The 22,508-nt window shown below is 69.3% G+C and carries 20 protein-coding genes, 3 tRNA genes and 1 pseudogene; 9 read left to right on the top strand and 15 right to left on the bottom strand.

The genetic code is table 11. The annotated features are described in order from the left end of the window. Window positions 1-334 precede the first annotated feature (334 nt). From CcI156_RS12600 to CcI156_RS12595, 4 genes and pseudogenes are all read right to left on the bottom strand, one after another. Window positions 335-739 carry a tyrosine-type recombinase/integrase gene (locus CcI156_RS12600; protein WP_371681801.1) on the bottom strand — a complete coding sequence of 135 codons (405 nt, stop codon included), beginning with the start codon at window positions 737-739 and terminating at the stop codon, window positions 335-337. Between the two features lie 33 nt (window positions 740-772). After that, on the bottom strand, window positions 773-913 hold the full coding sequence (locus tag CcI156_RS26875; RefSeq protein ID WP_023840633.1) for a hypothetical protein: 141 nt from the start codon (window positions 911-913) through the stop codon (window positions 773-775). Between the two features lie 30 nt (window positions 914-943). Then, a pseudogene (locus tag CcI156_RS26870) lies at window positions 944-1,129 on the bottom strand (ISAs1 family transposase); the annotation flags it as partial. Beyond that, window positions 1,080-2,027, bottom strand: a complete 948-nt coding sequence (locus tag CcI156_RS12595) for an ISAs1 family transposase (RefSeq protein WP_023840632.1) — start codon at window positions 2,025-2,027, stop codon at window positions 1,080-1,082. The pseudogene CcI156_RS26870 and the gene CcI156_RS12595, both read right to left, overlap by 50 nt. Before the next feature lie 207 nt (window positions 2,028-2,234). Between CcI156_RS12595 and CcI156_RS12590 the strand changes: the two genes are divergently transcribed. Then, the gene (locus CcI156_RS12590) at window positions 2,235-3,395 is read left to right on the top strand and encodes a site-specific integrase (RefSeq protein WP_076805824.1); all 1,161 of its coding nucleotides are present in this window, start codon (window positions 2,235-2,237) and stop codon (window positions 3,393-3,395) included. 119 nt (window positions 3,396-3,514) lie between these two features. On the opposite strand, the gene CcI156_RS12585 is transcribed toward CcI156_RS12590, so the two are convergent. Both CcI156_RS12585 and CcI156_RS12580 read right to left on the bottom strand, forming a co-directional pair. Beyond that, window positions 3,515-3,591 (bottom strand) — tRNA-Phe (locus CcI156_RS12585). A gap of 52 nt (window positions 3,592-3,643) precedes the next feature. Continuing rightward, a tRNA-Asp gene (locus tag CcI156_RS12580) sits at window positions 3,644-3,718 on the bottom strand. Window positions 3,719-4,141: 423 nt separating this feature from the next. Between CcI156_RS12580 and CcI156_RS27740 the strand changes: the two genes are divergently transcribed. Genes CcI156_RS27740 through CcI156_RS26865 form a run of 3 tightly spaced genes read left to right on the top strand, consistent with a single transcriptional unit; the run spans window position 4,142 to window position 9,282 of the window. Next, window positions 4,142-4,750 (top strand): enoyl-CoA hydratase-related protein, encoded by a 609-nt coding sequence (locus CcI156_RS27740; protein ID WP_083718482.1) that lies wholly within the window; start codon window positions 4,142-4,144, stop codon window positions 4,748-4,750. Then, window positions 4,710-8,489, top strand: coding sequence for a methionine synthase (gene metH, locus CcI156_RS12570; protein ID WP_076805822.1), 3,780 nt, complete (start codon window positions 4,710-4,712; stop codon window positions 8,487-8,489). Before CcI156_RS27740 ends, metH begins: the two co-directional genes overlap by 41 nt. A 52-nt stretch (window positions 8,490-8,541) precedes the next feature. Then, the gene (locus CcI156_RS26865) at window positions 8,542-9,282 is read left to right on the top strand and encodes an RNA-guided endonuclease TnpB family protein (protein ID WP_139341488.1); all 741 of its coding nucleotides are present in this window, start codon (window positions 8,542-8,544) and stop codon (window positions 9,280-9,282) included. 67 nt (window positions 9,283-9,349) lie between these two features. Here the strand turns inward: CcI156_RS26865 and CcI156_RS12560 are convergent, their stop codons facing one another. Continuing rightward, entirely contained in the window at window positions 9,350-11,173 is a 1,824-nt protein-coding gene (locus CcI156_RS12560) for a UvrD-helicase domain-containing protein (protein ID WP_076805817.1), read from the bottom strand. Next, complete coding sequence (locus CcI156_RS12555; RefSeq protein WP_035728969.1) at window positions 11,107-11,964, bottom strand: hypothetical protein; 858 nt, start codon at window positions 11,962-11,964, stop codon at window positions 11,107-11,109. The genes CcI156_RS12560 and CcI156_RS12555 overlap by 67 nt, the downstream gene beginning before the upstream one ends. Window positions 11,965-12,253: 289 nt before the next feature. Between CcI156_RS12555 and CcI156_RS12550 the strand changes: the two genes are divergently transcribed. The 3 genes from CcI156_RS12550 to CcI156_RS12540 all read left to right on the top strand — a co-directional run bounded on the left by CcI156_RS12550 (window position 12,254) and on the right by CcI156_RS12540 (window position 15,435). Beyond that, entirely contained in the window at window positions 12,254-12,454 is a 201-nt protein-coding gene (locus tag CcI156_RS12550; protein ID WP_023840626.1) for a hypothetical protein, read from the top strand. Between the two features lie 217 nt (window positions 12,455-12,671). Next, window positions 12,672-13,655, top strand: a complete 984-nt coding sequence (locus tag CcI156_RS12545) for an intradiol ring-cleavage dioxygenase (protein WP_076805815.1) — start codon at window positions 12,672-12,674, stop codon at window positions 13,653-13,655. A 241-nt stretch (window positions 13,656-13,896) separates the two neighbouring features. Continuing rightward, on the top strand, window positions 13,897-15,435 hold the full coding sequence (locus CcI156_RS12540) for a hypothetical protein (RefSeq protein ID WP_076805814.1): 1,539 nt from the start codon (window positions 13,897-13,899) through the stop codon (window positions 15,433-15,435). Window positions 15,436-15,495: 60 nt separating this feature from the next. Here CcI156_RS12540 and CcI156_RS12535 read toward each other — a convergent pair whose 3' ends face one another. Beyond that, on the bottom strand, window positions 15,496-16,269 hold the full coding sequence (locus CcI156_RS12535) for a glycosyltransferase family 2 protein (protein WP_023840623.1): 774 nt from the start codon (window positions 16,267-16,269) through the stop codon (window positions 15,496-15,498). Between the two features lie 201 nt (window positions 16,270-16,470). Then, a complete protein-coding gene (locus tag CcI156_RS12525; RefSeq protein ID WP_254847398.1) occupies window positions 16,471-17,151 on the bottom strand; it encodes a transposase in 681 nt (226 codons plus the stop codon). Window positions 17,152-17,425: 274 nt separating this feature from the next. Here CcI156_RS12525 and CcI156_RS12520 point away from each other — a divergent pair, with 274 nt between their 5' ends. After that, a complete protein-coding gene (locus CcI156_RS12520) occupies window positions 17,426-17,983 on the top strand; it encodes a hypothetical protein (RefSeq protein ID WP_023840621.1) in 558 nt (185 codons plus the stop codon). 109 nt (window positions 17,984-18,092) lie between these two features. Here the strand turns inward: CcI156_RS12520 and CcI156_RS12515 are convergent, their stop codons facing one another. Together CcI156_RS12515 and CcI156_RS12510 are read right to left on the bottom strand one after the other, a co-directional pair. Then, window positions 18,093-18,461 carry a nuclear transport factor 2 family protein gene (locus CcI156_RS12515; RefSeq protein WP_011434578.1) on the bottom strand — a complete coding sequence of 123 codons (369 nt, stop codon included), beginning with the start codon at window positions 18,459-18,461 and terminating at the stop codon, window positions 18,093-18,095. Window positions 18,462-18,501: 40 nt separating this feature from the next. Then, window positions 18,502-18,930, bottom strand: coding sequence for a hypothetical protein (locus CcI156_RS12510; RefSeq protein WP_076805812.1), 429 nt, complete (start codon window positions 18,928-18,930; stop codon window positions 18,502-18,504). A gap of 265 nt (window positions 18,931-19,195) precedes the next feature. On the opposite strand from CcI156_RS12510, the gene CcI156_RS12505 reads away from it, so the two are divergent. Next, window positions 19,196-20,560, top strand: a complete 1,365-nt coding sequence (locus CcI156_RS12505) for an IS5/IS1182 family transposase (protein ID WP_076805810.1) — start codon at window positions 19,196-19,198, stop codon at window positions 20,558-20,560. Window positions 20,561-20,613: 53 nt separating this feature from the next. Here the strand turns inward: CcI156_RS12505 and CcI156_RS12500 are convergent. The 3 genes from CcI156_RS12500 to bldC all read right to left on the bottom strand — a co-directional run bounded on the left by CcI156_RS12500 (window position 20,614) and on the right by bldC (window position 22,412). Next, window positions 20,614-20,689, bottom strand: a tRNA-Glu gene (locus CcI156_RS12500). 219 nt (window positions 20,690-20,908) lie between these two features. Further along, window positions 20,909-21,661 carry a hypothetical protein gene (locus CcI156_RS12495; RefSeq protein ID WP_011434575.1) on the bottom strand — a complete coding sequence of 251 codons (753 nt, stop codon included), beginning with the start codon at window positions 21,659-21,661 and terminating at the stop codon, window positions 20,909-20,911. Window positions 21,662-22,205: 544 nt separating this feature from the next. Then, window positions 22,206-22,412: a developmental transcriptional regulator BldC gene (gene bldC / locus CcI156_RS12490; protein ID WP_006540950.1), complete on the bottom strand. Its 207-nt coding sequence runs from the start codon at window positions 22,410-22,412 to the stop codon at window positions 22,206-22,208. Window positions 22,413-22,508 lie beyond the last annotated feature (96 nt).

Below are 22,508 nucleotides of genomic sequence, written 5' to 3'. Positions count from 1 at the left end.
CCCACGTCAAACGCGACCTGGGCAACCACGTCCGGGTCACCGTCGACCAGCTCACCGCCACGATCAAGACCCTGCTCAAACGCGTCCAGTACCGGCCCGACCTGATCGCCGGCTTCCTCGGCCAGACCGAACTGATCATCGACCCGGARCCGCCGTAGCCAGACCCTGACCATTCAAGCTCTGTAGCGCGTTGCTGATGAGTACGGGGGATATCCCGCGATRCTCATTGGGATGCCCGCCGGTAGGCTCCGGCCGGCACTCCCGGCCGGAGCCACACAGCCTATTCGCCGAAGCGAGGTCGGTCGACGGTGACCACTGCAGAATTGATGCTGCCCTACTCGCCGTTCATGATCCGGTCGTAGGTGCGGCGGGCGCGGACGTTGCGGGCACTGGCGCCGTAGCGGCGGAGCATCTGCGGGGAGGTCCAGCCGTTCAGCTCCATGAGGTCGCCCTCGTTGCCGCCCTTGTCGAGCCACGAGTGGGAGRAGTGGTGCCGGAACTTGTGCGGGTGGACCACGACGCCGGCTTCGTCTCCGCGCCGGGAGATCATCTGGTAGATGCCGTTCGCGGTCATGGGCTGGCGGTTGTTGATCCCGAGCCACAGCTTCGGGCTGTGCGCGTAGCTGTGCTTGCCGCGCAGCCGAAGGTACCGGTCGATGGCCCGCGCGGCGTTGTAGCCGAGCTTGATCATCCGTTCCTTGCGGCCCTTGCCCGTCACGCGCAGCTCGCGGCGCTCCAGGTCGATGTCACCGCGCTCGGGGTGCTCCCAGGGTCATTGCAAAGTCGCGTTTGTGCTGGTCACGAGGGTGATGGCCTGGTCGGGATGGCGGGCGTGGTGGCGTAGGGCTCGGGCGATGTTGGTGAAGCCGGCGAGCCGGAGCAGGCTGATCACCAGGTTGCGGAGAGCGGCCATGACCTGGGGTCCGCTGCCGGTKCGAGCCTGGTGGAGGTCTTCACCCAGTGTGACGTCGCGGACCCAGTGCAGGCGGACCTCGATGGACCAGTGGCCTCGGATCCAGGTGGCCAGTTCGGCGGGTAGGGCGTCCTCGGCGGGCAGGGCGCAGATCGCGTAGACGGTCTCACGTCGCTGGCGGCGCTTGCCCTCGGTCTTCTTCTTGTTCGTGCTGATCGGACGGGAGGTGCGGGTGATCTCCGATGGCCTGGGCCGCGTGGGGGAACCCGAGCCCGGCCGGGACGGTGACGGCCTTGAGGGTGCGTGTCTCGATCCGGCCGTGGCCACGGCCGGTGGTGGTGTGCCCGACCGGGACGTCTTTCCAGGGCAGTGTCTTCAACCGGGTATGGACGGTGGGCTGGTTGCGTTTCACGGTGACCAGCAGGTGCGCTCCCCGGGCGTGTAGGTGGTCGGCGTGCGCGGTCTGCGCGTGCATCGCGTCGACGGTGATCAGGACGTCGGTCAGGTCCGGAATCTGATCGAGAACCGTGGAGAACAAAGGGATTTCGTTGGTCTTCTCGTCGACGTCGACCTGTGCCAGGACCACGCCCCGGGCATGGTCGAGAACACCGAGGAGATGCACGGGGTGGGTGCCGTGCCGGGTGGCGCGCATCGCTTTGCCGTCCACCGCGAGCACCCGCCGGACCCGGCGTCGGCGCTGTGGCGGCTGGTGCCCGGCGGTGTCGATGGTGTCGAGGCGGGCCTGGATCCAGGCTCCGATCGCGGTTTCCAACGCCGCCCGGTCCACACGTACCAGCACCCGCCAGATCGTCACCGGGCCCGGGACCCGCCCGGTCAACCCCAGGCCGGCGCGGGCGTCCGCGGGCAGGTCGGCGGCCCATTCCCCGATCGCCGCGAACGACCGGGCTCCGCTGAGCATGGCRCACACCGCGATCGCCAGGACCGCGGCGAACCGGTAACGCACCCCGCGCCGTCGACGAGGATCCGGTACCCGCGCGAGAGCTTCTAGCAACGCCGTCTGATCACCTTCGGTGATCAGACGCGGCTGGTTGATCCTGTCCGGAAGCTGCGCGGCAAGCTCGTCGACCACGGCGGCGACGGGGGATGATGGCATCGGCGGGCACGGCCTTCCCTGGCGAACATGAAGCGTCGAGAACTCCATGATCGGTGGGGGGTCGTGCCTGCCGTGCGTCTACCTCCGGCGTGTCGCCGGTATCCGTCCAGGTCAGACCATGCATCGGCCGATGCCAAGAATGATCAACTTGGCCTATCGACTACGAAATGGCCCTGGGGCTCGATCTACCAGCGCGAGAGCGACGGGATGTGGGTGGGGGCTGCCTACGTCCTCATGCCCGACGGAACGCAGCGACGCCGGCCGGTATACGGGAAGACTGCCGACATCGTCCGCGAGAAGCTCACCAAGATGCAGGCCCAGTCGGACCAGGGCATCCCAGCCGAGGCAACCGGGTGGACCATGGAGCGGTTCCTCACCTATTGGCTCAGCGACATCGTGACGCCGGCTTGCAAACCGCGCACGGTGCAGGGCTACGAGGTCATCGTCCGGAACTACCTGATCCCGGCGATCGGCAAGAAGCGGCTGAACAAGCTGAACGGCGTCGATGTGCGGAACCTGCTCAAGCGGGTGCGCGGCACCTGCCTGTGCTGCCTGCACGGCACCGACCGCCGCCGCCCTGTGAAGCAGCGTCGCTGCTGCGCCGTTGGGCGCTGCTGCCACCAGGCGCCGTCCGCCCGGCTCGTGCAGCAGGTCCACAGCGTTCTGCGTAACGCCCTCGGCGCCGCAGTACGCGAGGAACTGGTCGGCCGCAATGTCGCGAAGCTCGCGAAGGTCTCCGGCCCGACCTACAAGGTGCACCGGGGGCTCAGCGCCGACCAGGCCAGCCACTTGCTCAAGGCCGCCGCGCACGACCGGCTATACGCGCTCTACGTCCTGGCCCTGTACCTGGGGCTGCGGCGAGGGGAGATCCTTGGCCTGCGCTGGGAGGACATCGACTTCGAGGACGAGACCCTTGCCGTGCGGCACTCGTTGCAGCGGGTCGGTGGGCATCTGAGGGTGGTAGCGCCGAAGACGCGGACCTCGGAGCGAACCCTGYCGCTGCTGCCGCTGATCGCGAAGGTCCTGCGCGAGCACCAGGCACGGCAGGACGCGGAACGCGAGACAGCCGATGTGAACTGGCGGGAGACTGGCTTCGTGTTCACCACGGCGATTGGTACGCCGATCSAGSCGGACAACCTTCGACGTAGCTGGCTGCCGCTRTGCGGCGTACTCGGCTTGGAGGGCGTGCGCTTCCACGACATCCGCCACACCTGCGTGACGCTGCTGCTGAACGCGGGCGTGCCCCCGCACGTCGTCCGCGAGATCGCGGGGCACTCCGCGATCGACGTTACGATGGAGATCTATGCCCATGCCTCGCTGGACGACAAGCGGGCGGCGCTCCAGAAGCTCGTCGACGAGCTGGCGTAGGACGCCACTGGCCGCCCACGTGCGCTGGCGTGCGGGGCCGTTGCTACACCCGTTGCTACAAAATGATCTCCAACGTCCTGCAAGGAGACCCGTGAACGAGCAAAACCGCAGGTCAGAGGTGGTGGGCAGGGGCGGGGTCGAACCGCCGACCTTCCGCTTTTCAGGCGGACGCTCGTACCGACTGAGCTACCTGCCCCGGGCAGTGCGACTCTCGCATGAGCCACAGCGCACTGTTAGCCCTACGAACGCGGTCCCGACGGGATTCGAACCCGCGACCTCCGCCTTGACAGGGCGGCGTGAACTCCAGGCTTCACCACGGGACCATGCTCTAGATCGATCTTCAGTTGTCGCCCTCCAGGTGCCAGCCACGGGCCCTGTCCGGATCTGGAGGTCATGCTACACGACACCGGGACCACTCGAAGGGCCGGGACCCCAGGATTCTTGCCCAACAGTCCCCGCACCCGATCACTCGCGATCCGCTATGGAGACGCGACATCGGCATGAGATMCGCGGAGTCCACGCGGCGGGCGCGACGGCACGCCGGGGCGCACCCGGGAACGCCAGGCACGCCGCCGACCTCGCGGGAACCGAGCGAAAGGTGYGCAGCAGCACGGAGTCGATCCAGACCGCCGTTGCCGATCCCGTTCTGGCCCGGGTCCGATGACGGGGTCGCCGTCGCCACCCTGAACCGGCCCGAGGTCATGAGCGCGTTCACCCTGCCGATGGCCACCGCCTAGGCGCAGGCCCTGTGTGCCGCGGACGCCGACCCGGAGGTCCGGTTCATCGCGGCCTCCGCCTTCGTCGGCTCCGGCTTCTCCCGCCTCAGCCTGGCCGTCGAATACGGTCTGTCCTRGCATCTTCCCCAGATCATGGGCACCGCCCGGGTCTCGGACTTCCTGCTGTCCGGCCACGCCGTCAGCGCCACCGAGGCGGCCGAGCTCGGGCTGGTCAACCAGATGATCACGGATGACGACGTACTGGACCACGCGGTGCTTGTCGCCGGTTGGATGGTMGGTTTCCCGGGCACGGGCCACCATCCGAGCGACGCCCAGAYCCGTGMGCTGTATGYCGACACCTCTGCCAGGTCTCTGCCAGGTCCGGATGAGCTCATGCGCGGCGCGGACCGGTGTCCCGCCCGGGTAGCATACGACTCTCAAGCGACAGCGACAGCGAAACGCTCGAGCCGGCGTGAAGTGATCACGATGGCACGGTATCGTCACTCACAGGTCGAGAGGCGCTGYAACGGGCCCAGGTCCGCCACGCTCGGCCCGCACCGTTCAGTAAGGGCGCCTCCCATAACCGGGAGGTGGTCTGATGGCAGGGTCCAGGTCGGTCGACGAGGTGGCCGTCCATGACGGTGTGGTCGAGGCCAGCACGGTCGGGGCAGACGCGGTCGAGGCCGGCGACCGGGAGCTCCGGGAGCTGCTGGCCCAGCGGGTCGTCGTGCTCGACGGGGCTTGGGGCACGATGCTGCAGAACGCCGGGCTCACCCCGGCCGACTACCGCACGGAGCGGTTCCGCGACCACCCGAAGGACCTCGCCGGCGACCCGGACCTGCTGAACCTGACCCGTCCGGACGTGATCCTCGACGTGCACCGGCAGTATCTCGCGGCCGGCGCGKACATCACCACGACGAACACGTTCACCGCGACGAGCATCGGCCAGGCGGACTACGGGCTGCAGTCGCTGGTGCGGGAGATGAATCTGCGGGGCGCGCGGCTGGCCCGCCAGGCCGCGGACGAGGCCGCCCGGCAGACCGGGGGGCGGCGGTTCGTCGCCGGTTCGATCGGCCCATTGAACGTCACGCTCTCGCTGTCCCCGCGAGTGGAGGACCCGGCGTACCGGGCGGTGACCTTCGACGAGGTCCGGGCCGCCTACGCCGAGCAGATCCAGGCGTTGGCGGACGGCGGGGTCGACCTGCTGCTCATCGAGACGATCTTCGACACGCTCAACGCGAAGGCCGCGATCGCCGCCGCCCGCGAGGTCGCCCCGCGGCTGCCGCTGTGGATCTCGGTAACGATCGTCGACCTGTCCGGGCGGACGCTGTCGGGGCAGACCGTCGAGGCGTTCTGGAGCTCCATCGCCCACGCGCATCCGCTGGTCGTCGGGGTGAACTGCTCGCTCGGCGCCGAGGAGATGCGCCCGCACGTCGCCGAGCTCGCCCGGCTCGCCGGCACGTTCACGGCCTGCCATCCCAACGCCGGCCTGCCGAACGCCTTCGGCGGCTACGACCAGACCCCGGACGAAGCCGGCCAGTTGATCGGCGAATTCGCCGCCGCGGGCCTGGTCAACATCGTCGGCGGCTGCTGCGGGACGACGCCGGCGCACATCGCGCGGATCGCCGCCGCCGTCGGCGGTGCGCCGCCGCGCCCGGTTCCGACCCCGCCGGCGCGCACCCGCTTCAGCGGGCTGGAGCCGTTCGAGATCGGCGAGGACACCGGCTTCGTCATGATCGGGGAGCGCACCAACGTCACCGGTTCGGCGCGGTTCCGGCGGCTGATCGAGGCCGACGACTACCAGGCCGCCGTGGACGTCGCCCTGGAGCAGGTGCGCGGCGGGGCCAACCTGCTCGACGTCAACATGGACGCCGACCTGCTCGACAGCGAGCGGGCGATGACCACGTTCCTGAACCTGCTCGCCACCGAGCCGGAGGCGGCCCGCCTGCCCATCATGGTCGACAGCTCGCGGTGGAGTGTGCTGGAGGCCGGGCTGCGCTGCGTGCAGGGCAAGGGCGTCGTCAACTCGATCAGCCTCAAGGAGGGCGAGGAGCCCTTCCTGGAGCAGGCCCGGCGCATCCGCGACTACGGCGCCGGCGTGGTCGTGATGGCCTTCGACGAGCGGGGCCAGGCCGACACCGCCGAACGCAAGGTGGCGATCTGCGCCCGCGCCTACGACCTGCTCACCCAGCGGGTCGGCTTCCCGGCCGAGGACATCGTGTTCGACCCGAACGTGCTCGCCGTCGCCACCGGCATCGCCGAGCACAACGGCTACGCGAAGGCGTTCCTCGACGCGTTGCCGCTGATCAAGCAGCACTGCCCGGGAGCGCGGACCAGCGGCGGCATCTCGAACCTGTCGTTCTCCTTCCGCGGCAACGACATCGTCCGCGAGGCGATGCACTCGGCGTTCCTCTTCCACGCCGTGCGCGCCGGGCTCGACATGGGCATCGTCAACGCCGGCCAGCTCGCCGTCTACCAGGACATCCCCGCCGACCTGCTCGAACTCGTCGAGGACGTGCTCTTCGACCGGCGCGACGACGCCACCGACCGGCTCGTCGCGTTCGCCGAGACCGTGAGCGGGAGCGGCACGAAGCGCACGGTGGACCTGTCCTGGCGCGAGGCGCCGGTCGAGGAGCGCTTGGCGCACGCGCTCGTGCACGGCATCGTCGACTTCATCGAGTCCGACACGGAGGAGGCCCGGGCGCGGGCGGCCCGCCCCCTCGACGTGATCGAGGGACCACTCATGGACGGCATGAAGATCGTCGGCGACCTCTTCGGGTCGGGGAAGATGTTCCTGCCGCAGGTGGTCAAGAGCGCCCGGGTGATGAAGCGCTCGGTCGCCTACCTGGAACCGTTCATGGAGGCCGAGAAGCAGCAGGCGCTGCTGGCCGGCACCGGCACCGGCCGTGCCAACCGTGGCAACGGCACGGTGGTGCTCGCGACCGTCAAGGGCGACGTGCACGACATCGGCAAGAACATCGTGGGTGTGGTCCTCGGCTGCAACAACTACGAGGTCATCGACCTGGGGGTCATGGTCCCCGCCACGGTCATCCTCGACACGGCGGTGGCGGAGGGCGCCGACGCGATCGGCCTGTCCGGCCTGATCACCCCGTCCCTGGACGAGATGGTCACGGTCGCCACCGAGATGCAGCGCCGCGGGCTGAAACTGCCCCTGCTGATCGGCGGTGCCACCACCTCGCGCCAGCACACCGCGGTCCGCATCGCCCCCGCCTACGACGCCACCACCGTCCACGTGCTGGACGCCTCCCGCGTCGTCGGCGTGGTCTCGGACCTGCTCGACGCCGACCGGGCCGGGGAGCTCGCCGTGCGTAACCGGGCGGAGCAGAAGCTCCTGCGTGAGCAGCACGAGAACCGCCAGCAGCGCCCGCTGCTCCCCCTCGCGCAGGCCCGGGCGAACCGCGAGCAGGTCACGTTCGACGACCTGCCCGTCCCCGCCTTCACCGGCGTCCGCGTCGTCACCCCGGACCTCGGCGCGCTGCGCTCGATGATCGACTGGCAGTTCTTCTTCCTTGCCTGGGAGCTGAAGGGCAAGTTCCCGGCGATCCTGGACCAGCCGGTGGCCCGTGAGCTGTACGACGAGGCGAACGTCCTGCTCGATCAGATCATCGCGGACGGCAGCCTTCAGGCCCGCGGGGTCTACGGCTTCTGGCCCGCCGTCGCGGAGGACGACGACATCCTGATCGATCAGATCGACGTCGGCGCGGTGAACAGCGCCAGCTCGCCGGGTCAAGGTGGCACGCCGGGTCCGGGTGGCACGGGGCGGCTGCGCCTGCCGATGCTGCGCCAGCAGACGGCCAAGCCCGCGGGGCGGCCGAACCGCAGCCTCGCCGACTACCTGGCCCCGGCCGGGGACCACATCGGCGGGTTCGCCGTGGCCGTCCACGGCGCCGACACGCTCGCGGCCGGCTTCGAGGCCCGGCAGGACGACTACCGGGCGATCATGGTGAAGGCCCTGGCCGACCGGCTCGCCGAGGCGTTCGCCGAGTATGTCCACCTTGAGGCGCGACGCGCCTGGTTCGAGCCGGACGCCAAGCCGTCGCTGGAGGATCTGCACGCCGAGCGCTTCCGCGGCATTCGTCCCGCCTTCGGCTACCCGGCGAGCCCCGACCACAGCGAGAAGCAGGCGCTGTTCGACCTGCTGGACGCCGGGCGGGTGGGGATGGGCCTGACCGAGTCCTTCGCGATGACCCCCGCCGCCGCCGTCAGCGGGCTCATCTTCGCCCATCCGTCGTCGCGGTACTTCACCGTCGGGCGCATCGGCCGGGACCAGGTCGAGGACTACGCCCAGCGGCGGGGCCTGAAGATCTCCGACGTCGAGCGCTRGCTACGCCCCAACCTCGCCTACGATCCCGAGTAGACGCCCCGGACAGCAGGTCCGGGTTCACGACGCTTACTCCTCGTGATCCGACATGCGGCGGCCGTTCCCGCAAGAAGCACGAGGGGCCGGCCAGACGTACGGTTGGCAGTCTTCTTGTAGTCGAGGCCGGCCGCCCGGGGTGCGACACGGATCACCGGCTTGTAGGCCCGGTCACCGACCGTGCCACCCGCCAAGCAGTAGTGGAAGGTGTTCTGCGGCAGGCCGAGAAGCCGGGCCGCGACCCCGCTTCGGTGAACACCTCCCGCTCAAGCATGCTGACGGACCAGGTGGCGAGTGTCGCCCAGTCGCGTTAAGAACTCGGATCAGGAAGGTCGGAGATGTCGAACTCGCCTGGTCTCGGGGGTTGCCGTCGGTTCCGTCGTCGGCCACGGTGATCCGGGAAGCGGACGGCCGGTACTACGTGTCGTTCGTGGTCGATGTGACCGACGAGCCGTACCCGGTCGTGCCCGCCGAGGTGGGGGTCGATCTTGGGCTCGATCGGTTGGTGACCATGTCCACGGGTGAGATCGTGGCGAACCCTCGCCCGCCGCGGTCGAAGCGGCGGCATCTCGCCCGCGCCCAGCGGTCGCTGGCCCGCGCACGGAAAGGTTCCGCGGACCGTCGGAAGGCGGTGCGGCGGGTAGCGGTGTTGCACCGGARAGTGCGCGAAACCCGCCGGGATCATCATCACAAGCTTGCCGCTCGACTGGTCCGCGATAACCAAGTGGTCTACGTCGAGGAGATGGCGGCTACCGGGCAGACGCCCGTTCCATGGGACAAGGTAGTTCCATGAGACAAGGTAAAGGCCGACCTCGGCCTGGTATGAGGTACCCGGTCGGCATAACCCCGCATGCGCTTCGTCAATTGCGCAAGCTCGACCCAACGGCGCGACGCCGCGTCCAGGCGGCGGCCAGGAACGGGCTTGGCCGGCCGTGCCAGAAGATCGCCAGGTCGTCGCGGGCGCGGGTCGCCGCGACGAACAGCAGTGACCGGTCTCGTGCCCGTTCCTGCTGGTACCGCTTTGGGTCGACGTCCTGGTACCGCTCGACCACGCCACGGGGCACAAGCCCGGCGCTGGCACCTCCGATGATGATCCGCCGATACTCCAGGCCCTTGAAACGGTGCATGGTGCCCACGTGGACGCCGCCGGCTCGCTTCGGCCCGTCCGGCCCGATCTCGATGGCAGAAATCCCGCTCGCCTCGAGGTGTGTGACGACGTCCTCCACCATCCGTCGAGTCGGCACGCACACGGCGGTCGAACCGTCGCCGGCACTGGTCGAACCGTCGCCGGCGCTCTCCCAGACCCTGATCTGCCCGCTGATGAGCTTCAGTTCATCCGCCCAGGTGACGGCCTCACCGAGCACGGGTTCTCCGCCACTGAGCAGCGACYGGTACCCCGCGAGGTTGTCGTCGCCGCCGTCGAGGTCGTCGTACGTCTCACCGGCAAGCAGCCGAAGCGCTGTCCACAGGATCTGACGGGTGGTGCGGTAGCTCAGCGTCAACTTGGCACTGCGACCACGGATATTCACGCCGAGACTACCAAGCGTGACGTAATTATCGTAGATTCGCTGGTGGGTGTCGCCGACGAGGAAGATGTCGTCCCGACCTGGCGCGACCATGGCCCRCAGCATCTTCCAGTGCGCCGGGTTGAGGTCCTGGGCCTCATCCACGACGACATGCCGATAGCGGTACCTGGGCAGGGAGCCGGAAGCGGTGGGCTGACCGGCCGCGCTCACCACCGCGGCCGCGCGGTCCTGTTCGGTGCGGGCGGCGTATTCGGCTACCTGGCGCCACGTCCACACACCGGCGTCGTCCAGGCGCTTGGTGAAACGTTCGACGAGTTGCCACACCGCGTCGCGGTCGGCTCGGGACAGTGGCCGCCCTCGACCTGGTCGCCGGGCCTTGAAGTAGTCGGTGCGGGAACGGAGCACCTGGCCCAGAACGACCTCGGCCCACTCGGCCGCGAGAAACTCGGCGTCCCACCGTCGTTCACCGACCTCGTCAAGCATCGCGGCCCACTCCCGCACGGCGGCGTCATCGTCGATCGTCCGCCGGCGACGGCTCGCCCCGGCCTCACCGACAACCCGGCTCGCGAGCTTGTCGATGTTGACGATATCGACCCGATCGACGAGGTCGGGGCCGACCAGGTCGAGGAACCGGGCCCGCAGGTCGGCGGCAAGGTTGCGGTTGAACGTGGTGAGCAGGATCGGCTTGTCATCGCCCGGCGGCAGCCGGGCGGCGAGGTGCCCGGCCCGGTGCAGCGCGACGATCGTCTTCCCGGTTCCCGGCCCGCCGCTGACCCGCGCCGGTCCGCCGTAGACCCGGTCCACGAGCTGGCGCTGGGTCGGATGCAGGAAGACCTGCCACCGCGCGAACGACTCGCCCAGCACCGCCTGCAGCGCGGCATCGTCGCTGGTCACCTGGGTCGCCGGCCGGGCAACCGCCGCAGCGAAGTCCTCCGGGTCGACCGGGCTGTCGGCCTTCACCGGCACGGTGACGTGTTCGAGTACTTCTTCGACGCTCTTGCCGTCGTGCAGCGCCAGGAGCACGTCGGACGTGAGCTGCGGGGCGACCTCGGCGAGCCCGAGCAGCTCGTCCTCGTCAACGATCCGTCTGATCAGCGGAAGCAGGGCCGGAACCACACCGAGGTCGACCAGGTCCTGGTCGGTGAAGGCCTCGAACAACGGCCGTTCGACGTCCTTCTGGCCGCCCGGCTCCCCCCCCTGCGGTGTCGCCGACTCCCGGCGCCGGCTCTGGCCTGACCTGGGCGGGCCTGACCCGGGTGTGGGTCAGCTGCCGTTCCGCACGACTGGCTGTCCCTCCGTGAGCCGAGTGGACCATCGATCCTTGATGCGGGGTTCGTTGCGAGGTTCGTTGCGAGGTTCGCTACGAGATTCAATGTGAGGTTCGAGGCGAGATCGGATGCCTGCCATTCGGACACGGTCCGCACCAGCCAGCCTGCCGCCGCGTAGGCGGCGTCGCGTCCCGAGCCTTCGGGGTCGCCCGGCCCGGCCGCGGTGACGACCCCGATCCTGGCGGCCGGCCAGGCCAGCTCCGCCTGCCAGGCCGCGTCCCCGAGTTCGTACCCGACCTCCGGTACCGGCACATCCCGCGCCGCCAGCTCCCGCACCAGCTCGACCAGCCCCGGCTCCGTCGCGGTGATCAGCCTGAGCACCGCCTGCCACGCGGGCCCGACCGCCGCCGGCTGCTGCTGCTGCGCCGGGCCGGTTACCTCGACAGCCGCCCCGGGATGCGCACCGGACGACGTCCCGATCCAGACCGAGGTCTCGGCATCGAGCTGGACCGACCGACGCACCGACAGCGCACCCGATCCCGCCGCGACCCGGAGCAACGACGGGTCGAACTCGCCGAGGGCGCTCCGCGCGAGCTGGACGCCGTCGCCGCCCCCGGAGTCAAGGAACTGCAGATGAGCGCGTTTTCTCGGCGTTCGGCTTCTCGGCGTTCGGCGGCGCACGCTCGATATAGGGCACCTGACCTGCGGTGACGTCCGTCGAGGGCGCCCACAGCCGGATTTACTCCTCGTCGATTGAGCTCCCGGGTGCTTCGATGCGCGGGTCCGACTGCGTTCGGGGCCCGACTGCGTTCGGGGCCCGTCCGTTCAACAGCCCGCGGTCACGACTCAACGGCCCGCGGTTGTGACCGCTCGCTTGCCCGTGCACCCGACACCTCCCTGCTCCGAGGAGCCGACATGAAGATCCTGACCGCGACCGCGGCCACCCAGGGCCAACGCGACGACGACGGCGATGGTTCGCGACATCGCCGAGATGAGCCGGAGCTCCTACGCCGAGGCGCTACGGGCAGGCCTAGCCGCGCAGAGGTGGCACGCCGTCGGCTCCGAATCGCTGGCCGACGAGCTGACCCGGCTCGTCAACGGCTGGCCGGCAGGCGCCGTCGTGGAACGACGGCTGGACATCGTCACCGTGCGCGAGTGGACCATCCCGTAGTCAGCCTCAGCCCCACCGGTACCGTCATGCGGCCCGATCCGTGCCGGCCGGCCCGTGCCGGCCGGCTCGTGCCGGCCGGCTCGTGCCTGCCGGTCTTCCCGCCGCCGCCGTGACGGGGACCTGGCGCGCACAGCCGAGGCACAGCGGACGCACAGCGCGGGCAAAAACTGTCCCGCCATGGTGAAGGCGCAAGATCAGTCGATTTCAGGGAGAGCGCATGGCGGACTACCAGCGGGACGGCCGGAGGCCGACGTACGAGGGGCGTCCCCTGCCCCGGCCCGAGGAGGAGGCCGTCGACCAGGGACTGGGCTTCGACCTCGGCACGCTGCTGAGCCGGCGGCGGATGCTGACCTTTCTCGGCCTCGGTGCCGCGACGGCGGGCCTGACTGCCTGCGGAACAGGCGGGKCCGAAGCCTCGGGATCGTCCGGCTCCACCGCGTCGCCCAGCACGTCGTCATCCGCCTCGACCAGCGGGGCGTCCGGGGAGATCCCCCAGGAGACGGCTGGCCCCTACCCGGGYGACGGTTCCAACGGGCCGGACGTGCTCGAGCAGAGCGGCGTGGTCCGCAGCGACATCCGGTCCAGCTTCGGCGGAGCGACCGGCACCGCCGAGGGCGTTCCCATGACGCTGGAGCTGACCATCACCGATCTCGCCGACGGCGTCCCCTTCGCGGGAGTGRCCGTCTACGTGTGGCACTGTGACCGCGAAGGCCGCTACTCGATGTACACCAACGGCATCACCGACCAGAACTACCTGCGCGGCGTCCAGATCGCCGACAAGGCCGGGAAGGTACGCTTCACCAGCATCTTCCCGGCCTGCTACAGCGGACGCTGGCCACACATCCACTTCGAGGTCTACCCCGACCAGGCCAGCATCACCGACGCCACCAAAGCGATCGCCACGTCCCAGGTCGCCCTGCCGAAGAACGTCTGCGACCAAGTCTACGCGCAGCAGGGCTACAAGGCGTCGATCGCGAACCTGTCTCAGGCMAGTCTCGACAGCGACAACGTCTTCGGGGACGACGGTGGCGCCCGCCAGCTCGCCACCGTGACCGGCAACGTCACCAGCGGCTACACGGTCTCCCTCGCCGTCGGCGTCGACACCACGACCACCCCGTCCAGCGGCCAGCCCGCCGGTGCGCCCGGCGGCCAGCCACCGTCCGGCGGGCCCGGCGGGCGGCCGCCGGGTGCGCCGAGCTGACCCACACGACGCATCGGGAGGACACCCCGTCGTCACGGCCAACCCCCTCCGGTTCACGGAGTCGAACTCGACGATCCCGGTGGTCGAGAGGTCTCCGGGGACTCGGGGGGCTGGGGACTCGGGGGGCTGGACAGGTGCGTGGGTGCACAATGGCGCTCTCGACCTCGGGGCGACTCATGCATCGCGGGTTGGGGGAAATCATAGGTCGGGGAAATCGTGGGTTGGGGGAAGGAGAGCCGCGATGTCCGTGCCGGAGGTRCCAGCGCCGGACGAGCTGGTGATTAGCGTGGAGGCTCCGGAGCCCGTTCGGGACGACCTCGGCCTAGAGTTCACCATCGAGTCCGACGTGGATGTCGCCCATCCGCTCGTGACGATCGGTGATTCGCTCACCCATGGCTTCCAGAATCTGGCGGTCCGCAACACCGACCGGTCGTGGCCGGCTCTGCTGGCCGAGGCGATGGGGGTGACGCCGTTTCGCTATCCGGTCTATCCCGGGCCGGATGGCTGCGCCGGCCTCCCCCTCAACATGGAGGAGTTGCTGCGCCACGCGGACACCATTACCAAGGGCCGGCCGCTACCGGCGCACGCGCTACGCCTGATAGTCGCGCTGTACACCCAGGCGCGGGGGGTGCAACGCTACTGGGGCTTCGGCCCGGGCCGGCTCCCCGTCGAGCAGGCGGAATTCAACCACAATCTCGCAATCTACGGTTGGGATGTCCGCGACGCACTCTCGAAGAACGTCGGCTGGTGCCAGGAACAGCTGGCCGAGCACCCCGCCCGCCGGTCCTGGAATCCGCGCAGACTCCTGGTCCAGAACGACGGGCCGATCGCTGCCCTGCGTGCCCTGGCCGGCCCCGGCGACCCGGGTACCACCCAGCTGACGGCGGCGCGGCAGCTCGGTGCCGAGGGCGTCGGCACGCTCGTGGTCGCTCTCGGGGCYAACAACGCGCTGTCCAGCGTTCTGCGGCTGCGGCTGGTCTGGAGCGGAGACAACTTCGCCGACCTGAACGGGAAGAAGGCCTACACGGTATGGCGCCCCGCCCACTTCCAGCAGGAGTACGACCAGCTCGTCACCGAAATCGAAAAGGTGGGAGCCCGGCATGTCGTGCTGGTCACCGTCCCCCACGTCACCGTCGCACCGCTCGCCCGCGGGGTCGGCGACAAGCCGGAAGGCTCGCGATACTTCGCCCGCTACACCTACGCTTGGATCAGCGACGACCAGTTCGACACCGCCGACCCCTGCCTCACCGGGACGCAGTGCCGGCAGATCGACAGCGCCATCGACATGTACAACCAGGTCATCATCGAACACGTCAGGGCGCACCGRCAGGCCGGTGACGACTGGCKGGTCTTCGACCYGTGCGCCCTGCTGGACCGGCTCGCCTACCGCCGCTATCTCGACGACCCGACCACCCGACCGAGCTGGTGGAACCGGTACGGCCCCTATCCGCTACCCCAGGCACTCCGCGAGCTGCACCCCCGGCCCKACACCCGATTCTTCCTCTCCGACGCCCGGGGTCGTACCCAGGGAGGTCTTATCGCGCTCGACGGCGTCCATCCCACCAGCATCGGCTACGGCATCATGGCCAGCGAAATGCTCGCGATCCTGGCCCGCGCGAACGTACCCGGAGCCGTGGGCGCCACCATCGACTTTGCTGATCTCCTGCGTCGGGACACCCTGGTCAGCAACCCGCCCGCCAGCCTCGGCGGCGACTTCCGCACCCTCGGCTGGCTACAGCACCGGCTCCAGCTGTTCGCCGCGCTCACCGAACTCTGGTAAAAACCGAACTCTGGTGAACTCAGCCTCTTTGCTCGTGGACCACGAATGCTATTCAGCCGATCATCCCACACGGCCCTGCTGGTTACCGCTCTTCCCAGGGGGGTCCGCCGGCGAGTAGGGCGGCACACCGCCAGATGAGCAAATATTGCCCTCCGAAAAATTGCCGTTCTGGCGGGAACGCTGTGCGTCGTGGCGTCGGTAGCGCAATGTGGGGACGTCGAGCAGTATTCCGGTGGCGAGGGCGGAGCCGGCAATGAGGGTCGCGGTGTCCTCGACACCGCGCAGCGCCGCCCATCCCCCGACGACGAGGAGCAGGTTTCGGCGCCACATCACCCCGGCCGGATGCACGGGTGGCAGGGTGCGGTCGGGTAAGGCGGACGCCCACGCGACGGCCAGCGCACCGCGGGCCAGCGGCCCGGCGGGCACTGCCAGCGGCGCGGTGCGCAGGGTGCCGTCAGCGTGCAGGTCGCGGGCATGGCCGACCGCGTAGCCTGCCGCGGGATGGGCGGCGAGCGCGCCGCTGAGGTCGGCGAGCGCGCCGGGTTCGAGCTCATCGTCGGCGTCGAGGTTCTGGACCAGCGGCGCGGTGCACGCGCCGAGGGCGATGTTGCGGGCGACCCCGAGGCCTTCCTGGGTGCCGTGCGCGGCGATCCGGACCCGGCCGTCGTCCGCCGCTCCGCAGGCGGTCAGCACGTCGAGGACCTCGTCGGGCGACCCGTCGAGGTGAACCCGCCACGTCCAGTGGGGATGGCTCTGCCGGTGCAGCGAGTCCCACGCCGCGGGCAGGTAACCCGCGTACTCGGCGTGTACCGCGGTGACCACATCGACCCGCATGTTCGCAGTATGTACCGATCCGCCCCGCAGCCGTGTGGTACATATCCGGAGAAGATCTGACGGAGGGGGCACATGGACGTCGCATCGATCAATGCGCGGCTCGGTCAGGCAGCCTCAGCCGACTCCCGCGAGTTGGACCGGGTCTGCGAGGACGTCGCCGCCGAGCTGATCGACGCGAACATCGAACCTCCCTTCCGGGTCTCATCGGCGGACTTCGTCACCGACCCMTGGCTGATCTGCGCCGACCGGTACTGGCGCCGCAGGTTCCTGCGCGAGTCCACCGTCGAGGGCGGCGTTCTTGCGTAGTCGGGTGGTCCAGGTCACCGGGGCGGGTAGGGTGCGTAGCTCGTCGCCGGCGTAGGCGGCGTCGGCGACGGCGTGGATCGTATGTCCGGGCAGTGCGGTGGCCAGTTTCTCGACCATGCGGGCGGCCAGCCACAGCCGGGAGGCCGATGTGGTGTCCTTGCGGACCAGTCGGGCCATCACCGGCAGGCAGATCTGCCGGTCGAGGCAGGGTAGGGTGACGATGATTCCGGCGAGGACCCAGTTGTTGCCGTAGCCGATCTGGCGGGTGTCGACGGCCGAGCCGTCGTGGAACCAGCTCGCGGCCCAGACCTTGGTGCCTCTGCGGTGGAACAGCGTGTCGTCGACCGCCACGGTCACCGGTGCCCCGGCGGGGATCAGAAGGCGCACCGCCAGCCGGGCCAGGGTCACCCCGAGCTCGTCGGCGGACCAGACCGCGGCGGAGAAGAACCGGTGCACCCGGTCGTGCGGCCACACCCGCGACAGCCCGGCGCCGACGAGCATCCCGCACACCGTGCGCCGGCCCGTGGCCGCGAGCATCCCGRCCACCAGGGCGCGGAAAACCCGGAAGGTCGGCACGGTGAAGCACGGTCGGAAATCAGCCAGGAGAACGGCCAGGGAAAACGGTACAGTGACATCCGGGAGCATCGGCGTCCACTCATTCGAGCTGGTTTAGGAAGCGTCGATGCTCCCGCCATCAGCCCGTCGGGAAGCCTGCTTCCTCTACCGGCACGCCGCAGCCGTGCCACACCCGGACACAACTCGTCCCATCAATAGGTTAAATCAACTCGCCTCGCTAACCACCGCGAGACGATCAAGAAAACTGCGAAACTCTAGCCTCCAGGACCCGCAGATGTACGTGCTCCGGACGGGGCTGGAGCGGCTGCTGGCCGCCTACGAGCCCAATCCCGCGTTGATCATGGATGGCAGGTACGACATCCTGACCGCCAACCGCGGTGTCCAGGCACTGCTCGGGGACCTTCCAAAATTCCTGCTCGAACCGCCGATGAATGCCATAAGGATCACCCTTCACCCGGAAGGGCTAGCTCCCCGGATCCGTAACCTTTCCGAGTGGCGCGCACACCTGCTGGAGCGTATCGACCGACAGGTCACGCTACGGCCATCGAGTGAACTCAAGGAATTGTTCAACGAGGTCTCGGCGTACCCGGCGCCTGGTTCGGACGGAGACGGCCAGGCGCACGCCTCCCTCGGCGCGGAGCATTACCCGCTCGCGCTGCCACTGCAGATCCAGGCAGGCGAAACGATCCTGTCTCTCATCTCGACGGTCACCACGTTCAACACGCCTATGGACGTGACCGTCTCCGAACTGGCGGTAGAGACTTTCCTGCCAGCCGATCCGGAGACGGCACAGGCGCTTCAGGTCGCCATGAAAGGCGCACCCGTGGTATGAGCCCCCAGGCCCGGAGAAAGACCCAGGCGAAAGTGCGTGCCGGCCGGGCATCCGTGGCACGGATGTCCGGTCGGCACGTCTCCACCGGGCCGTGCCCGGACCTCCGGGGTCAGGCTCCCGGAAGCCGGTCCAGGAAGCCGCTCACCGAGCTGATTCGTCCGTCCTCGGCGAGAGTGATCACATCAAAGCCGGCCGCCGGAGCCGAGCCATCGGCCTTCGAGACCAGTTCCCAGGAGAAACGAGCGATGTTGTGGTGCCCGTCAGGGGAGCCGGCGAGCCTGAACTCGAAACCGGGGAACTGCTCGTGCGCTCCGCTGATCGCGGCGGCGATGCCGTCGTGCCCGCTGACGTCGGCCAGCGGGTCGGTGTAGGTGCCTTCTTCTGTGAACGCGGCGGCGACCGCGTCCTTCAAGTCCTCGGGAGTGGCGGCGTTCCAGGCGGCGAAGTACCGCTGGACAGCGTCGTTGTACGAAGTCAACTCAGTACCCTTTCAAAATCGTGCTGGATGGTGTTCGGAGTCACACCCGACTGCGACGCAGGGCGGCGAACTGCAGCACGGCGAGACCGCCGACCGTCGCCGCCTGCAGCGGAATCCAGACCTGCCCGGCGATGCTGGGATCGTCGAACCAGAACAACAACGCGACGATGCTGAGCACCGCCCAGGCGAGATTGGCCTCGATCACCGCGTTGACGGCCAGTACCGATGGCCGCGGCCTGCTGGCGAGCCAACCGACAGCCAGGCCGTAGAGGAGCAGGAAAGCGCCCAGAGCGAGCAKCAGATCGCCGCTGACGTCGAACAGCCGCCCCAACGGCCCCGACGCCACCAGATAGGCGATTCCGTTCACCGTGGTGACGACGGCGTCGAGGGCGAGGAAACGCTGTAGCCAGGTGGCCCCGTCCGTCCTGACCTCGGCCCCGGCACGGACCGAGGGTTGGCTCGTGGTCATTGACATCAGCCTCCTCAACGTGATCGTGCGTGGCACAGGCCGCAGGGTGCTGTGCCACGTACAGCGTGTGCCACAGTCGCCGGGATGGTCGATTACCGCCCAGGTAATCGAGCCGCGGTCGGCGCGCACGCTCCGCGGCGGATTTCAGTGGGCTCGGGACGGACGGGCGGCTAGTGCGCCGGTCAAGTAGCCGTGTGTGATCTGTGGTAGGCAGCACCGGTGGGTGGGTGCCGGGTGCCAGCCTCTGATCGGAAGGTGCTGCCTGATGCGTCCTGGGGTGTGGCGTCCACCGGTGGAGCCCTCGGCTGCGGAACAAACAGTGATCAGGCTGGTGCGGCGGGCGAAGCTGTTCGTGTTCCTGCGCCGGTATCGGCATGAGCTGTTCGACRAGGCGTTCCAGACCGAGCTGGCCGAGGTCTACCGCGACAGTCCGAAGGGCCAGCCGCCGGTGCCGCCGGCGCAGCTGGCGTTGGCGCTGATCCTGCAGGCCTACACGGGTATCTCCGACGACGAGGTGATCGAGGCGACGGTGATGGACCGGCGCTGGCAGCTGGTGCTGGACTGCCTGGACACCGACCGTCCCCCGTTTGCCAAGGGCACCCTGGTGGGATTCCGTACCCGGCTGATCAACGCTGGGTGGGATCGGCGGCTGATCGCACGCACCATCGAGATCGCCATGGTGAGCGGGGGGTTCGGGCCGCGGGCGTTACGGGCGGCGTTGGACTCCAGTCCGTTGTGGGGCGCCGRCCGGGTCGAGGACACCCCGAACATGGGACACGCCCTGCGCAAGGCTCTGGGTGTGATCGCGGCCGGGCAGGGGTGGGGGCTGGACGAAGGAACCGCCGTCCTGGCCCGCCGGGCTGGGGCCCCGGTGCTGGCCGGATCCAGCCTGAAAGCCGCGTTGGACGCCGACTGGGACGACCCCGGCGAGCGGGACCACGCTCTGGCGGTGGTGCTGGCCGCCCTGGAGGCGGTGGAGACCTTCATCGCTGCCCAGCCCGCCCCGGTCGGGGCGGCTGTCGCGGTGGCCCGCCAGGTCCGTGACCAGGACGTCGAGACCACCCCGGCCGGTGTGGCCCGGCTGCGCCGCGGGGTAGCGAAAAACCTGACCGAGCTGCACATCGACCGGGCCTACCTGCCCTCCACTCTGGTCCGCGACCGCGACGAGAACCTGCAGGTGTTCTGTAAGGCGTGGCGAGTCCGCAACACCACCGGCCGGTATGACGAGACCGCTTTCACCCTGAACTTCGACCACGGCCAGCTCACCTGCCCGGCCGGGGTGGTCATGCCCTTCACCCCGGGCCGCACCGTCCGTTTCCCAGCAGCGACCTGCGCGGCCTGTCCCCTGCGGGAACAGTGCACCACCAGCACCCGCGGGCGCAGCGTGAGCATCCATCCCGACGAGACTCTGCTCGCCGAACTCCGTGAACGCCAGGCGACCCCGGCCGGCCGCGCCCGCCTGCGGGAACGCACCGCGGTCGAGCACACCCTCGCCCACGTCGGCCACTGGCAGGGCCGCCGCGCCCGCTACCACGGGCAGCGCAAGAACCTGTTCTACCTCCGCCGCACCGCCGTCGTCCACAACCTCCACGTCATCGCCCGCCAAAGAAACGATCAGCAAGCAGCCTGACTACCTGACCGGCGCTCTAGATGTTAGCATTTAGTGGCCGATCGGCTACCCTCTGGTGCCCCCAACGGGATTCGAACCCGTGCTACCGCCTTGAAAGGGCGACGTCCTGGGCCGCTAGACGATGGGGGCGCGGCGACGACCCTCAGCGAGGCTGCGCATCCGCCCAACCGCGACGTCGATCGTCTGAAACACCGCAAGCATAGGGGATGGCCCGGTCGGACGACAAACCCTTCCCGGGCCGATCCCGACCGCTCGGCATCCCCGTGGGAACGCTCCCCTGGCCGGCCAACCACCCGGCTGCCCAACGACTGCCCGGCCACCCGGCCACCCGGCTGCCCGGCTGCCGCGTCACCGGCCCTTCTCCAGGCGTGAACGGCCCGGCGCCTCCTGCCCCGCGGGGCGGCCTGCCGCGGGCGCGATGGCGCGGCGCGGGTCGACCCATCGGTAGCGGGAACGGAAGAAGGCTCGGACCGGCCGCCCCCCGATCGCGATCGAGTGCTCGATCCGCGCCGGCCCGGCGAGATCGAAACTCAGCGTGACCTCGTCGGCCCGGTCCCCGGGAGTGTTCGGATCATAGACACGGAGCGTGATCGACGTTCCGGCCTGGACGTAGGCGTAGGCGAGCACCTGATGGTTCAGGCCGAGCAGCCGCGGATCGGGGGAGCGCACCGTGATGATCCCGATCGGGGACAGCAACCCCTCGTCCAGATCGAGCCGGATCCGTGGCCACTCATCCGCCAGGCTCGTCCGCGCGACTCCCGGCCGGACCCGGATCCCCCGGTTGACGTCGGCATCGGCGCCCTGCATGAGCCGGTAGTAGCGGGCCACCCCCCGCGGGATGTCGAAGCTCTCCAGCAGGCGGCGGACGAGGTACGCGTACAGCGGGGAACCGACTGCCGGCGCCACGACGTCAGGCGGCGGCCCGATTCCGGCCTCGAACAGATCACGCACAGCGTAGATCATCCCGCCGCACAGGCCCCGGCTGGCGTCGCCGAGGCCCAGCCGCCGAGTCGACCATGGCGCCGAAACGGCCAACAACGGTTGCGGAGCGAAGCTGTTCGTGAACCGGAACGCGCTGGTACTGGGCCGGAAACCGGGCACAGTCGACTCCCGCCCCCAGCCCTGGTTATCGGCGCCGCCCGACGTCACGGTGCCGGGCGGGTTACGGCGCCAGGCGGCGGTCCAACGATGATCAACCTCCGGGCAGCTCGGATCTCTGTCCAGCGATCTCTGTCCAGCCTCTCGGCTGTCCAGGGCCTCGGCCGTCCGTCCAGTGCCTTGGCCCAGCGCGACGAGACCGGCGGACAGCCGTAACGGCCGTCCGCCGGTTCCCCAGCAGGTCCACCCAGCGCCCTCCCGGTGCGGAGGTGGTCCTTGACGCGGGACGTCGGCGGGACAGGATCCCGACGCATGGGCTCACCCACATGCCGGACGACCCGACGCCTGGATCTATCTACCCCTCCATCAGCGGCCCGATGGTGATACCGCAGCCTCCGGCCGTCGTCCGATACGGGACGATCAACCGCTCTCGAGACCTTCGGCCCTATTCCGCGGGACTCACGACCGACACCCTCGCACTGTCAGCCGTGCGGCCCGCACCCGAGGAGAGGAGGGGGCTCGTGCAACGCGCCAGGTTGGCGCGAACCTAGATGTCACTYCCGATGCTCGGAACTCCCTTCAACAGGGCACGCACCTCCGCCTCTCGGTACCGGCGGTGACCGCCCAGAGTCCGAATCGACGTCAGCTTTCCGGCCTTCGCCCACCGGGTCACGGTCTTCGGGTCTACCCGAAACATCGTGGCAACCTCGGCGGGCGTCAGCAGCGGCTCAGCGTCTGGCGTTCGTGTCGTCATTGCGTTGGYCTCCCGTCACAGAGCGTCGCTCCGTCCCATACAGATCGTGCATCCTTCGGGGGCATTTCGGACATGGCACGTCAGGACCATCTACTG

The sequence above is a fragment of the Frankia sp. CcI156 genome (assembly GCF_001983015.1).
GTDB classification, from domain to species: domain Bacteria; phylum Actinomycetota; class Actinomycetes; order Frankiales; family Frankiaceae; genus Frankia; species Frankia casuarinae.
The sequence above is the reverse complement of the archived record's forward strand: the minus strand, read 5'-3'. Positions and strand labels throughout refer to the sequence as shown.

Bases quoted from the DNA above. Each gene is read 5' to 3' on its own strand.
- CcI156_RS26875 (WP_023840633.1), bottom strand. From the start codon at position 913: ATGGCCGCTCTCCGCAACCTGGTGATCAGCCTGCTCCGGCTCGCCGGC.
- CcI156_RS12550 (WP_023840626.1), top strand. From the start codon at position 12,254: ATGGTTCGCGACATCGCCGAGATGAGCCGGAGCTCCTACGCCGAGGCG.
- CcI156_RS12535 (WP_023840623.1), bottom strand. From the start codon at position 16,269: ATGCGGGTCGATGTGGTCACCGCGGTACACGCCGAGTACGCGGGTTAC.
- CcI156_RS12520 (WP_023840621.1), top strand. From the start codon at position 17,426: ATGTACGTGCTCCGGACGGGGCTGGAGCGGCTGCTGGCCGCCTACGAG.